The organism is Flavobacterium sediminilitoris, assembly GCF_023008245.1.
In the GTDB taxonomy this organism is placed as follows: Bacteria; Bacteroidota; Bacteroidia; order Flavobacteriales; family Flavobacteriaceae; genus Flavobacterium; species Flavobacterium sediminilitoris.
Genome location: NZ_CP090145.1, coordinates 724644 through 738381 on the forward strand (window position 1 = coordinate 724644; position 13738 = coordinate 738381).

Annotated in this window: 8 protein-coding genes; 2 read left to right on the forward strand and 6 right to left on the reverse strand. The window is 29.3% G+C overall.

The window, feature by feature from the left end; genetic code table 11:
• Nucleotides 1-21 precede the first annotated feature (21 nt).
• Complete coding sequence (locus LXD69_RS03460; RefSeq protein ID WP_246917598.1) at nt 22-429, forward strand: hypothetical protein; 408 nt, start codon at nt 22-24, stop codon at nt 427-429.
• Nucleotides 430-461: 32 nt separating this feature from the next.
• On the forward strand, nt 462-824 hold the full coding sequence (locus LXD69_RS03465; protein ID WP_246917600.1) for a cupin domain-containing protein: 363 nt from the start codon (nt 462-464) through the stop codon (nt 822-824).
• Nucleotides 825-834: 10 nt separating this feature from the next.
• Here the strand turns inward: LXD69_RS03465 and LXD69_RS03470 are convergent, their stop codons facing one another.
• The 6 genes from LXD69_RS03470 to LXD69_RS03495 all read right to left on the reverse strand — a co-directional run bounded on the left by LXD69_RS03470 (nt 835) and on the right by LXD69_RS03495 (nt 13679).
• Nucleotides 835-2046, reverse strand: a complete 1212-nt coding sequence (locus tag LXD69_RS03470) for a DUF3999 family protein (RefSeq protein WP_246917603.1) — start codon at nt 2044-2046, stop codon at nt 835-837.
• A complete protein-coding gene (locus LXD69_RS03475; protein ID WP_246917605.1) occupies nt 2033-4546 on the reverse strand; it encodes a DUF2339 domain-containing protein in 2514 nt (837 codons plus the stop codon). The genes LXD69_RS03470 and LXD69_RS03475 overlap by 14 nt, the downstream gene beginning before the upstream one ends.
• 70 nt (nt 4547-4616) lie before the next feature.
• Nucleotides 4617-8831, reverse strand: coding sequence for a T9SS type B sorting domain-containing protein (locus LXD69_RS03480; protein ID WP_246917607.1), 4215 nt, complete (start codon nt 8829-8831; stop codon nt 4617-4619).
• Nucleotides 8832-8885: 54 nt separating this feature from the next.
• On the reverse strand, nt 8886-10238 hold the full coding sequence (locus tag LXD69_RS03485; RefSeq protein WP_246917609.1) for an FAD-dependent oxidoreductase: 1353 nt from the start codon (nt 10236-10238) through the stop codon (nt 8886-8888).
• 141 nt (nt 10239-10379) lie between these two features.
• Nucleotides 10380-11462 (reverse strand): agmatinase family protein, encoded by a 1083-nt coding sequence (locus tag LXD69_RS03490; RefSeq protein WP_246917611.1) that lies wholly within the window; start codon nt 11460-11462, stop codon nt 10380-10382.
• Between the two features lie 105 nt (nt 11463-11567).
• Nucleotides 11568-13679 carry a T9SS type A sorting domain-containing protein gene (locus LXD69_RS03495; protein WP_246917613.1) on the reverse strand — a complete coding sequence of 704 codons (2112 nt, stop codon included), beginning with the start codon at nt 13677-13679 and terminating at the stop codon, nt 11568-11570.
• Nucleotides 13680-13738 lie beyond the last annotated feature (59 nt).

Sequence of the window (13738 nt, forward strand, 5' to 3'; positions counted from 1 at the left end):
TAAAAAACAGTTAGATAAATAATGCTAAGAGTTAAATTTATTGAATTAGGATTTAAGAAAAACTTAGACACATTAATTGTACTCATTGGAATTCTATGTCTAGTTATAGGGTTAACAAGTTTATTCATATTCCCTTCAAGCAAATTATCTAGTCTATCTGGATTTTCTGCTGCGTTGATTATGTTCCCTCAATTTAAAGGTTTTTTCTATAAAAGACATATCGTCTGGAACAAAATGGGCGGTAATATAAAGATTAACACAAAAAGCAAACATTTTGTCTTCTCAGATATAGACAATGTAGTATTTGAAAACGAAAAATTAATTCTTAATCGCAAAAACAAATCTCAAATTATTTTTTCACTAAGTAATATTCATGTAGATGATATTAATAGATTAAAAGAAATATTTAATAAAAAACAATTGAAGTAAATTATAAAATTACTTCGCACTTCGCAATGACTATGAAAAAATACTATATACAAAAAACTCCTTTTGTGGTTCCAACAACTGATGGAAAACTAATTGAAGAACATCACGGACTGGTTGCAACTAATAATAAGGATATTTCTATTGCTCATATGATTGCACCTCCTAATTGGAGCGAACCTTTTCAAACTCCAGAATTTGAAGAGTATACTTATATTATTTCTGGAAAAAAGCAATTTATTATCGAAGATGAAACTGTTGTTCTTGAAGCTGGTCAATCAATAAAAATTAAAGCAAATACTAGAGTTCAATATTCAAATCCGTTTGATTCTCCTTGCGAATATATTGCAATTTGCAAACCTGCCTTTGATTTTAACAAAGTACATCGTGAAGAATAAACAAACTACTCTAATTTTTCATATCTTTTAACAAACCTATTGAGAAGTAACCAATAATTACAATTCCAAATAAAATACAAATCCACATAAATGCTTTTGATTGCCAAAATGGTTTTTCAGAAGCATTTGTTTTTTCTAAGTCTATCTTTTTAAAATTGAAAATCGTTGCTTTTGGATAATCAATTTGTGAACTTTTTATAAAGTTTTGTAAATCATATTGAGGCTTTGTTAATGTAGTATCAATAACAACTTCATAATTTTGATTAGCTTTCAACTTTGAGATAATAGTCACTGGTTTTTGAAACAATTCAATATTAGAAATTTCTAAAGGTTGGTTGTCTTGATTTTCAATTTCAATTATAAATTCTTTTTCTTGAAGTGAATTAAAATAAATAGTTCTATCATTTTTCGAATTCAAATCGAAATAAGCAATCACTTCATCATAATGCTCTACTCTTTTCTTTATTTTTCGCTCCTTTTTTACAACTATTCTAGCTTCACGCACATAAAATTCAGTTAAAACAGAAAAAGTTATCGCGTCAACTTGATATTTGTTCCCAGCGGAAAAAATAATTTTAGTTTGTTTCTTTTCTTTATCTTGAACTATGTCATATTTAAAATCTGAAATTGTTACTAATTTTTCAGATAGAAATTGATTTTCATACATTCCAATAGCTTGTACATCTATAGGTAATGATTTTTTATCATTAAAATCGATTCGTAAATATTTATAGCTATTTGCTGGGAAATAGATGGTTTTCTCTAATGCTGTTCCATTTTTTGCAACCAAATCAGATAAAGTCTCTTTTGCAACTAGTCCAAACCATGCTATAGTATCATTACTTCCACTTATAGAATACCTTTTTGTCAAAGCTGTGTTTCCAACTTTTAAATTAAATTGGTTTATTTTCCTACCTGTTTCATTTTGAACAACAATTGAAGTAACAGAATCTTTAATACTTCTTTTTGAAATAATCTTAAACGAATTATATTGTACTGATTCTTCTTTAAAATTTGCAATTACATAAGGTACTTCGCTTTTATTAGCATCAAAAATCCTTAAAAAATCAAGATTTTCATTAGCAATAGCTCTAACTTCTGGTGAAAGTTGGACTTGATGTAAACCTTCTTGTTTTATGTTCTTAATTTCTCCTTTATAGTTTTGGGCTAACCCAAAAAAAGAAACAAACATTAAAACTACTAAACTACTAAACTTCTTCATTTGAATTTGGTTTTGGTTGTTCATCCACTACTAATTTTTTAATTTTTTGGTATACAAAAGAAATTATTAAAATTAAAACTCCTAATAAAATAAAAGCGATAATCTTACCTGTTTCTGAAACATTTTTTATATCGTAAATAAAAAGTTTCAAAATGGTTAGTCCTAATAAAGAAAGTGCAATTATTCGTAAATTCTTCCATTGTTTCTTAATTCCAATTATTAGAAATATAAAAGAGAAAATTCCCCAAAGAATAGGATAGCCTATTTTAATTATTTGACGTTTTACATTGTTTAATTTGTTTTTTACAAAATATTCTTTCTCATACTCTATAGTATAATCAAATGTTTTTGCTTTTGGAAATTTAACAGCCAACTCTTTCTTATCAATAATATCCTGAGAAAAATTTAAACTATGAATCATAATTTCATTACTTAGAATATATACTATTGCAAAAACAAACAGCCATGGCATTAATTTATTCTGAAATATTTTTAGTCTTGGCTCTTTAGTTACTTCTTTAAATACTACATATCCAAAATAGATTAGGCAGCCTAAAATAATATAATGAAAATAAAAAGCATATTTTGTATTTGTATTATTCATAAAATTTTCGAGCATCTCATTATTCGGAATACTATAAAATGATATGATATAAAATAAAACGGAAAGAATAGTAATACCTAATAATGGTTTTATTGCTTTTTCTTTTTTAAACCTAGTTACTAAAAACAATAGAATAGCCACAAATAGAAAATGATAGGTTACTAAAAACGAAAGTGCAGAAGCTGTATTAGATAATAATTGATAAGCCTGATATTCTATTTCCAGAAAACCAACTAAATAAGTAATTACAATTCCAATGATTAAGACTATTTTTCTATAAAATGCAATATTAAAAATTATTATTTGACTTTCTTTTTCTTTACTTAATAGCCAATACGTTAAGAAAAACGAAATGCTTACTACAAAACCAGAAACAAATAGAGAATTTAAAACAATATTTAAAGATTCTATCAAATAATCATATTTATCCCAATCCATTACTAAGCTTACAATTGTTAGTCCTTGAACAATTATTGCTCCTAATTTAAAATTTTTAATTTGTGATTTTTGAGATAACCATAATAATAATACTGCTTCGGCTGCCCAAAATATAGTGATTTGATTCCCTTCAAATTGAATTGGAATTGTTAACGTTATAAAAGTAAGTGCTAAACCTATTAAAAGGTAAATAGCGTTTTTATCTAATCCGAATTTCCTATACAGGATGATTGCATAGATAATATTGTAGAATGCCAATAATAATGTAAACATTCCTTTATAACTACTTCCCCAATTATGAAGAATTCCCATTCCTATACCAAAGAAAAAGAAAGTATTTGCAACTAATATAAAATACTCTATAAGGGAAAACACTCCTTTATTTCTAATATTATTTAAAACAATAACTACACTAAAAATAAAGTAAAACAATGTAGCAAATGCTAATGCTCCAGAATGTGGCAACTTATCATCAAACAACTCCTTTATATACCACGATGTAAATAATAATACTGTGAAGAAAAATGCTAAAACAGTAACTACTCTCCATTTTTTAAAATATGCAATTCCTAATATTCCAATATTCAAAATAGCAATATATGTAAATAGCACAATATAATTTCCTTCACCTGTACTTATCATAAATGGAGCTGCAAAACCACCAATTAAAGATAACACTGCTAACTCTTGTCTATTATAAGAAACAGAAACTAGTGTGCTAAATGCTGTAATCATTACCATAATTACAAAGGCAACAGTCTGACTAAATAAATGATATTCATGAAAAGCTATAGCAATTGTAAAATAAAAAATACTAATTGCGCCAGCTACTAAAACAGAACTAAATGCTGCGAAATTTTTCTTAAGTTTGTGTGCAATTGCCATTACTAGTGAACCGCATAAAATTCCAATTCCAACACGTGCTGGTTCGTTAATCCAATCTTTATCAATAGCAAATTTTACAAAGAAACTAATTCCTAATACAAGAATTAAAATCCCTATTTTATTAATTAGATTTTCTCCTATAAATTTTTCTAAATCTGGATTTTTCTCTTTAAAATTTTCAAACCATGATTTCTGTGGAACAATTGGCTTTGGAGAAATTGGTTTTTCTATTACTGGTTTAGGTTTAATATTTGCAACTACTTCTATTGGTTTTTGAGAAAGTGGTTTTTCTTCAACTGACTTTATAATTTCTGATTTAACCGTTTCAGGAACAACCTCTATTGGTTTTTGAACTTCTTCAGACGGAATAGGTTTTTTTTCAGCAATTGGATGTGAGGATTCTTGAATTATTCTTTCTTTTTCAAAAGTTTTAGCATCTAAGTCCTTTTTAAGTGTATTTAACTTTTCATGTAACGTATAAATAGAACTTTGTATTTCTTTATTTTTAGTATTTAATTTAGACAAAATAACTAATAATAGCACTAAAACAATTAAAAGTAAAGCTTCGATCATAACAATTTCATTAATATACAATCAAATGTAATGAATTTAATTAAATATTAATACAATGCTAAAGAAGCCCTTACCTTTTTAAAGAAAAGTGTCCTTTTATTGTGTTAGAATTTTTTAATTCTAACACATACCAATAATCTGTAGCTGGTAAAACTTGATTTCCAAAGGTTCCATCCCAACTTCCATTACTATTTGAGATATTGTGAAGCAATTTCCCATATCTATCAAAAATATAGATTGTCTTTACTTCGTTTTTAGGATCATAAATTTTCCAAATATCATTATAACCATCACCATTTGGAGTAAAGAAAAGTGGTGTAACAATTTGACGATTTTGAATTTTAAAACTTTCTTGAGAACAACTTTCAATCGGATTGCCGACAGAATTATAAGGTGTAATCGTTATATAAATTATAACATCATCTAAAAAATTGTTTGTTGGATTATAATATGTAACATTGCCAACATCTAGCATATTAGAAATTTCATTGCCATTTGGTGAAGTCCCTATGGAAATAAAATAACCTGTTGCATTGGAAACTGAATTCCAAGAGATATTTGCATCAACTTCTACATTTATAGCTCCATCTTGAGGAAAAATTAATGAAGTGCAAATTGGCTCAATGACTTCGGTTTCAAAACTTTCTATTGAACAACCTATTGCATTTCCTGCTGAATTATAAGAGGTGATTACTACATAAATCACTGTTTCATCAGGAAAATCTGTTGGCGGATTGTAAGTTAACATATTGCCCACATCAACCATGTTTTCAATATTGTTCGCAGCATTATTTGTTCCGTACGAAACGAAATAACCTGTTGCATTGGAAACGGCATTCCAAGAAATGTTAGAACTTATGGAAACATTTGTGGTGTTATTTAATGGTGAAGTTAAAGTAGTACAAACTGGAATTACCACTTCGGTTTCAAAATTTTCTATTAAGCAACCTACTGCATTTCCTGCTGAATTGTAAGGAGTTATTACCACATAAATTATTGTTTCATCAGGAAAATCTGCTGGTGGATTATAAGTTAACATATTACCTACATCAACCATGTTTTCAATATTGTTCGCAGCATTATTCGTTCCATAAGAAATAAAATATCCTGTTGCATTAGAAACGGCATTCCAAGAAATGTTAGAATTTATGGAAACATTTGTAGCATTATTTAATGGTGAAGTTAAAGTAGTACAAACTGGAAGAATAACTTCGGTTTCAAAACTTTCTGTTGAACAAGCTACTGCATTTCCTGTTGAATTATAAGGAGTGATTACTACATAAATTACTGTTTCATCAGGAAAATCTGTTGGTGGATTATATGTTAAGGTATTTCCAACATCAATCATGTTTTCAATATTGTTCGCAGCATTATTCGTTCCATAAGAAATAAAATAACCTGTTGCATTAGAAACGGCATTCCAAGAAATGTTAGAACTTATGGAAACATTTGTGGTGTTATTTAACGGTGAAGTTAAAGTAGTACAAACTGGAATTACCACTTCGGTTTCAAAACTTTCTGTTGAACAAGCTACTGCATTTCCTGTTGAATTATAAGGAGTGATTACTACATAAATTATTGTTTCATCAGGAAAATCTGTTGCCGGATTATAAGTTAACATATTACCTACATCAACCATGTTTTCAATATTGTTCGCAGCGTTATTCGTTCCGTATGAAATAAAATAACCTGTTGCATCTGTGGCAGCATTCCAAGTAATATTTGAATCTACCGGAACATCTGTTGCATTATTTAAAGGTAAAGTTAATGTTGTACAAATTGGTAACGGAAGATTAGAAAATGTAGTAAAGCTTTCTTCTGTACATCCAGTTGCATTTCCAAGGCTATTATAAGGAATTATTGTGACAAAAATTTGAACTCCTTCTGCAAAATCATTTACTGGATCATAAGTGGTTACGTTTCCAACATCCAACATATTTACAATGTCATTTCCACCAGAAGTCGTTCCAATTGAGATAAAATATCCAGTTGCATTTATAGAAGAATTCCATGTAATATTTGAATCTACTGGAACATCTGTTGTTGATAAGATAGGGTAAGAAATTGTTGTACAGTCTGGTAACACAGTTGCTGCACTTGTTGTAAAACTTTCAGATGGACACACTAAAGCTGGTCCAGTTTGAAAATATGGAGTTATTGTTACATATAATAAAGTATTTGCTGGGAAATTTGTTCCTATGTTATATGTGGTAACATCACCAACATCAATATTATTTGCAATATTAGTTCCTCCTAGAGTTGTCCCTATGCTTAAAAAATAACCACAGGCACCCGGATTTCCATTCCATGAAATACCCCCATTTATTGGAACATTTGTTGCTCCATTTACTGGGGAATTTAAGGTAACACAAGCCGATGTATAATTAACATTTAAAGTAATATCATTTCTAACAAGTAATAAATTTTTCCCTGAAGTTCCTGGAGCATTTGTATTGTCAAAAGGAACTAAATCACTCAAAATTTCTGAATGATAAACTCCAATATCACAAGAACTTACGTTGTTAATTACATAATTTGGTGAGTCTGGTGCTCCAGGTATAGCTACTCCATCTTTAAACCAAACATAATGATTTTGAGCACCAGCACAAGCTGTTGTTAATGTAACAGAACTTCCTGCTGTAGCATTAATTGTATCAATTGTATCTACTTTTGCTTGTGGTGCATACCAATATTGAGTCATTATTGGAAGTGGATAACCTCCAAAATAGTTGAATTGTGATAAAAAATTCACAAATTGACTATGTTGTCCTTCAAAATGTCCAAATTCAAAAGCATTATTATGAAAATAAAATCTAAAATAGTTTGCATTAGTTCCAACTAGACTAACAAAATCTGGCATTGGTCCAGAAAGATTATTAAAACTAACATCTATTATGTTAGAAGCACTAACACCATAATTATTTGATTTTATAGTGTATAATTGATCTAAAATATCAGTGCCCGAAAATAAATTATGATGTAACACAACACTTACTATCTTAATATTATTAGTAATGTCCAATGATTCTATTTGATTATTAGAAGCATCTAAATAACTTAATTCAGTATTTTGAGATAAATCAAGACCTGTAAGTGTAAATAAATTATCATTAATTGAAATTTGTCTTAGTATAACATTTTGAGTTACATCTAAATCTGGTAAGAGATTATTTCCTGCATTTAAATATTCTAATAGAACATTAAATGTTAAATCAAGAGAAGTTAAGTTGTTATTAGAAACATTTATTCTATCTGCAAGAACGTTTTGAGATAAATCAATAGTTGCAAACTCATTGTTTGAAATATTAATGTCTTCCAACAATACATTTTGGGTTAAATCCAAAACGGACATATCATTTGATGACAAATTTATGTCTGTTAAAGCTAAATTTTGAGAGACATCAACTATCAATGGTACTGTACCATTGGAACTAATGGTTAAATCCGATAAATTTGGCAAACTGGCAAAGCTTATTGGATTTTGTATATTATGAATTAATACATAAATATCTTCAAGAGTTGTTGAATTTGGTAAAATTAAATTTTCAATATAGGTAGCTGTAAGCCTTAATGACTCCAAATTCAAGTAACTACTTAGATCAATTGTTGGAATAGTAATACTTGAAATAGAAACGTTCTTTAAATTATTAAAAACATTTGGCAAAGTAATAGTAACTGATCCATAACTTCCTGATATTGTTAAATCTTCAAGTGCACTAATCAATGAAAAATCTAAAGTAGGATCTGCTATAGTATTTATCTCAATATTTATTAATGTCGTTGTTACTGGTAATATTAAATTCGATAAATTAGTAAATCTGTTTATTCTTAAATTTATTAAATTAATATTATTGGCAAGATTTAAAGTTACAATTGGAGCTTCACCAATTACAGAAGTATTTGACTGAATATTTAAATTGTTTAATAAAATATTTTGAGAAAGATCTAGAGAATTTAGCATATCATTACCTGTAAACTGTAATGATTCTAAACTTGTAAGAGTTGTTAATGGAACTGTAGCAAAAGGATTGGAACCTAAATTTAATGTTACAACATTAACAAAAGCTTCTAAACCCGTAAAATTTGTAACTGTATTTCCAGTAATAATTAATGAAGTTACAGCTTGAGCATCTGAATTAAGAATATTACCATTCAATCCATTTGTATCTATGGATAAATCTATTAATTTTTGTTCAAAATTTGCATCAGGAATTGCGGTTGTTTGTGCATTCAATTTTATACATAAAACAAAACTAAATACTAGCAATAATTGCTTAATACTCATAATGTAGTAATTTTAAAAAAACAAAAATAATCTTTTTAAAACTTGTACGCTTTTCTAGGACATTTTTTCGGCTAAAAGTGATAAAATACGATGTTCTACAACTTCTGTTTGCCAATTTTCTTCAATATGCTCCATTGAAAGAATTTCTTCCATAATTTCATTTTGCCTATCTCCAATGGCTAGAGCTTCTGCATAAGGTTGTAAACTAAAAGTTACTCTACTATAAAGTGGTAACCATTTGTCAGGATGTTTATCTGAGAACCATTTTTCAATTTTCTTTTGTAATAAGAATTTTTCATCTGCTGTTTTTGAACTCATTTCCACAAAATTTCTTCTGGAAAGTTCAGCTATTGCATCAGCATTTGGTTTTCGAGATTTTTGATATTCAGCAAAAATAGTTTTCCAATCATCACCATATTTATTCATCATTTCATTCAAAACAGATATATCTTCAAATCCTGCATTCATACCTTGACCATAAAAAGGTACAATGGCGTGAGATGAATCTCCTATCAACGCAACTTTATCCTCATACGTCCAAGGATAGCATTTCATAATAGCTAAATAACTGGTTGGATTTTTAAAGAAATCTCTAACCAAATCTGGAATTACTTCTTTTGTGTCTGAAAAATAATTAGCAAAGAAATCAACCAATGTAGCTTCATCTTTTAATTGTTCAAATGAATTTTCTCCTTCAAATGGCATAAATAAAGTACAAGTAAAACTTCCATCTAAATTGGATAATGCCATCAACATAAAATTGCCTCTTGGCCAAATGTGAAGTGAGTTTTTATCAATTTTATGTGTTCCATCAGGGTTTGCAGGAATATGCAGTTCCTTATATCCTAGTTTCATGAATTCTTGCGAATAATCAAACATGGATTGACGTTGCATACGATGGCGAATCCTTGAAAAAGCTCCATCAGCACCAAAAACCATATCATATTTCAATGGTGACCATTCTCCTTGTTCTGTTTCGCCTTCATACAAAGTAGCTGTTGCCAAAGAAACATCCCAAATCTTTCTATTGAACATGAATTTAACTCCTGCTTCTTCAGCCAAATCAATCATTCTTCGATTCAAAACTCCACGAGAAAGTGAAAAAATAGCTTCACCTTCTTTACCATAATTTTGTGTGGTAAAAGTTCCATCTTTTAAATGAATTCCTCTTTTATCAACTGGTATTCCTATTTTTCTTATTTCATCTTCTAAACCAATATCTTCAAGGGTTTTCCAACCTCTATTTGACATAACCAAGTTAATAGAACGTCCTGAAAATTCAACAGTTCTGATATCTGGACTTCTATCATACACATGAACGATATGACCTGCTTTTTTTAAATATATTGCTAATAATGTGCCTACTAAACCTGCTCCAACTACTGCAATTTCTTTTGGGTTTTGCATGAAAATATGCTATAAATATTAAAGTACAAAAATACTGAATTAATAAAACTTAAACCCACAAGAAGAACAGTTTTTTCCATATAAAAAACCAGAAAGAACATTTTCCCTCTGGTTTTCTTTTACTTTTAAATTGAAATTAACTTATTTCTTAAATTCAATCTTTTTTCCAACTTCCATATTTTGGGACTTTGCAAAGACCCCACACATTTGAAATAACATCCTTGCTCCTACATTTCCATCCCAATCATTTTCTCCTGGCGCTACTTCTACTAAATCAAATCCGATAATTTCTTTACCTGATTCTACTAATCTATTTAATAAGTAAACCGCTTGTTCGTAAGTAAATCCCCCAGGAACAGGTGTTCCTGTATTTGGACAATATAATGCATTCATTCCGTCTATATCAAATGAAACACATACTTTTTGTGGCAATGAATAAATAATTTGATCACATAAATGCTGCCATGTATTTCCTTCAAATAGCTGTTTTTTCAAATCTAAATCTGTGTGAACTAAAACTCTACCATTTTCTTTATTTACCACATCAACTTCTTGCTCGCAGAAATCACGAATTCCAACTTGAACTATTTTCGAAATTTGTGGCAATTGTAATGCATTATACATTATTGAAGCATGAGAATAAGTAAATCCTTCATATGCTATTCTTAAATCCATGTGAGCATCTAAATGCAAGATTCCAAAATCTTCATGTTGAGTAGCTAAAGCTTCATAATAACCTAATGGAGTGGAATGATCTCCTCCTAAAAGAACCACTTTCTTTCCTTTTTTTATCCAAAAAAGAACTCGTTCTTTTACTTCAGTATGCAATTCTCTACATACTTTATTAATCTTATCTAAATCTGTCTGCAAAGCAGGAAAAGTTGAAATATCTTCTCCGTTTTCTAACGCTTCAATAATAGGCTGCGCTAATCCTTTATACTTTTCAGAATTTTTTGCCCAATTTTCAGGGGCTTCATCCATATAAATTCCTAATTTCCATAACTCAGGAAAATCTTGATGTAATAAATCTACTTGAAAAGAAGCATCTAAAATAGCCTCTGGACCTTCAGAAGCTCCTGCTCCATAACTTACTGTAACTTCCCATGGAACAGGAATTACAATAATCTCTGATTGTTCTGCTGAAAATGGTAATCCAAAAATAGTTGCATCTGCTAACCCTGGCTGACTTGGATCAAAATTTTCTATGATTTGCTGTTTTGTCATTTTAAAAAAATTTAAACAAATATAATTGCTAATTAATCACTTTAAAAGAAAAAAGCCGAAAAGTAATTACTTTTCGGCTTTTAGTAATATTTTAAAAACACTGTTCTATTTTTTTACAAATTTTAATGACTCATTAGAATCAACAAAACGTAATGTATATACTCCATCTGACAATGTTGAAATACTCAAACTTGTTTCAGTTCCAGAAACGACTCCATCCATAACTTCCTGACCTAAAATATTATAGATTACTATTTTTTCTAAATTAACAAAATTTCCTTTTATAGTTATTGTAGAAGAAGCTGGATTAGGATATAAAACAACTTGCGATCTTTTTATAAAATCTTCAGCATCTAATGCTGTTTCAACATTCAATATAAAATTACAGTTCACAGAACCGTTTGCAGTCATTGTAATTGTGTGTGAACCTACACCAACAGTAGATCCTACTGCTGGAGATTGTGTTACTGTAGCATCACAATTTGAATTAATAGCATTTGTTAAGTTGGCAAAACTTGGTAAAACATAATTTCCTGCTCCATCTGCATTCACCGTTTGTTCTTCTGGACAATTAATTGTTAAAGGAATTGCTGGCATTGTATAGCCAACATTGGTAAATTTTTCTGTCATTACTTTAACATCAGCACAACTATAATTCATGTTAATAGCTGCTTGTCTAACAGCTATTGCTGCCTGATTTTGATTAGTTGAACTATTTGTAAGTGCTAAACCTTCTAAAAATGCGATATCTGTTTTAGTTCTTCCTAAAACATCCCAAATTTTCATTAAAGTTGTTGCCCAAATTTGTCCATCTTGATGAATACTTCCCTCTGTCGTATTTACAGCACCTGTAAGTCCTCCTGGATAAGTTGCTGAATAATTCGTTGTTCTTCCACCCCAACATTGATTATGTCCATCCCAATTAAACATATAATGATAAGCCGCATCAGCAGGAGTCCATTGATTTAATGCTCTACTGTTTGATTGCGCCCAATAATCTCCACTTCCTTCACTCAACCCATTGATTCTAGATAAATTACCCCCAGTTAACCAATCATGTAAACCATGTCCTAATTCATGCCAAATCACATCTCCATCTTCTCCGTCATCAACACATCCTTCTCCAAAAGCTAATGAATTACTCCCTCCTAAATAATAAGAATTATCTGATCCGCTAAGTCCAGAGGGATCAAACCATAAGACTCCAGAGTTTAAGAATGGACGACAAATCACTCCTAACTCTTCATTAATATATCTCATATTATTATCTAAATGATAAAAAACATTTGCAGCTTCAAAACCATCTTGATTTCTATTAAATAAGAAACTCGATGTATTTTGAGTAAATAACCCTTTATTTGGCGCTTCAAAATCTTTAATTTCAACGTAAGAACTCTTTAACTTATAAACTCCTGAATTATTTTCGATTTCTGGCAAATTAACTAATGCTCTTGCTGCATCTAATGATGCATTTGTTGCGTCATTATTATCTATATATTGCCCTCCATAAGAAACTCCTACAGCCGATAATGGATCAGATAAAAACACCATTGCAGTACCTGTTGTAAATGCTAGAGTATTATTTTTTTCTACACTTAAAAAAGCTTTTTTTTTCTTTTTTACAACTTTATTATCTATTTGATGATTATGGTTTTCTTTACATTCATGCCCACAATATATAGCAATATCTTTAACGCTTAGAACATCTGAAGAATTAGCATCTACTAAAACCTCCCAACTTCCTATTAGATCTTCAGCATGAGTAATTGTTCTATAAACCAGTTTTGTTTCTCCGTCAAGAGCATATACATACAATTTTACTTCTTGAAAAGTCACTAATCCATTATAATTTAATTTTTCATCAGCAATTAAAATTGCTTTCTCTTTGCTAATTTTAGGATCTGTATTTATAATCTCTATTTCTTTGTTATAACTACTAGAAGTATATGCTACTTCACCTTTTTTATTAAAATTTACAACGATTTCTCCTCCAAAAACTGGCACATCATTCAACATCTGTTGAAATCTTAATGTTTCTCCAGCCAATCCTTTTCTAACAAAACTAAGTTTGAAACTATGATCTTGATTAATTTGAAATTCTCTTGCGTTTTCTTTAATATACTTTAGTGCCAAAGATTCTCTTTGAGATTCTTGTGCATTTACTTGAAAAAAAATTGTCATTGTAAAAATGACAACTAATAGTATTTTTGTTTTCATTACTATTGCTATATATTTTGTAAATATATTAAAAAATTAGTAAAAATATATTTAATTAA

What these genes read in the sequence shown, in the direction of transcription:
- LXD69_RS03460 (WP_246917598.1), top strand. Translation starts at nt 22, where the DNA reads ATGCTAAGAGTTAAATTTATTGAATTAGGATTTAAGAAAAACTTAGAC.
- LXD69_RS03465 (WP_246917600.1), top strand. Translation starts at nt 462, where the DNA reads ATGAAAAAATACTATATACAAAAAACTCCTTTTGTGGTTCCAACAACT.
- LXD69_RS03470 (WP_246917603.1), bottom strand. Translation starts at nt 2,046, where the DNA reads ATGAAGAAGTTTAGTAGTTTAGTAGTTTTAATGTTTGTTTCTTTTTTT.
- LXD69_RS03475 (WP_246917605.1), bottom strand. Translation starts at nt 4,546, where the DNA reads ATGATCGAAGCTTTACTTTTAATTGTTTTAGTGCTATTATTAGTTATT.
- LXD69_RS03480 (WP_246917607.1), bottom strand. Translation starts at nt 8,831, where the DNA reads ATGAGTATTAAGCAATTATTGCTAGTATTTAGTTTTGTTTTATGTATA.
- LXD69_RS03485 (WP_246917609.1), bottom strand. Translation starts at nt 10,238, where the DNA reads ATGCAAAACCCAAAAGAAATTGCAGTAGTTGGAGCAGGTTTAGTAGGC.
- LXD69_RS03490 (WP_246917611.1), bottom strand. Translation starts at nt 11,462, where the DNA reads ATGACAAAACAGCAAATCATAGAAAATTTTGATCCAAGTCAGCCAGGG.
- LXD69_RS03495 (WP_246917613.1), bottom strand. Translation starts at nt 13,679, where the DNA reads ATGAAAACAAAAATACTATTAGTTGTCATTTTTACAATGACAATTTTT.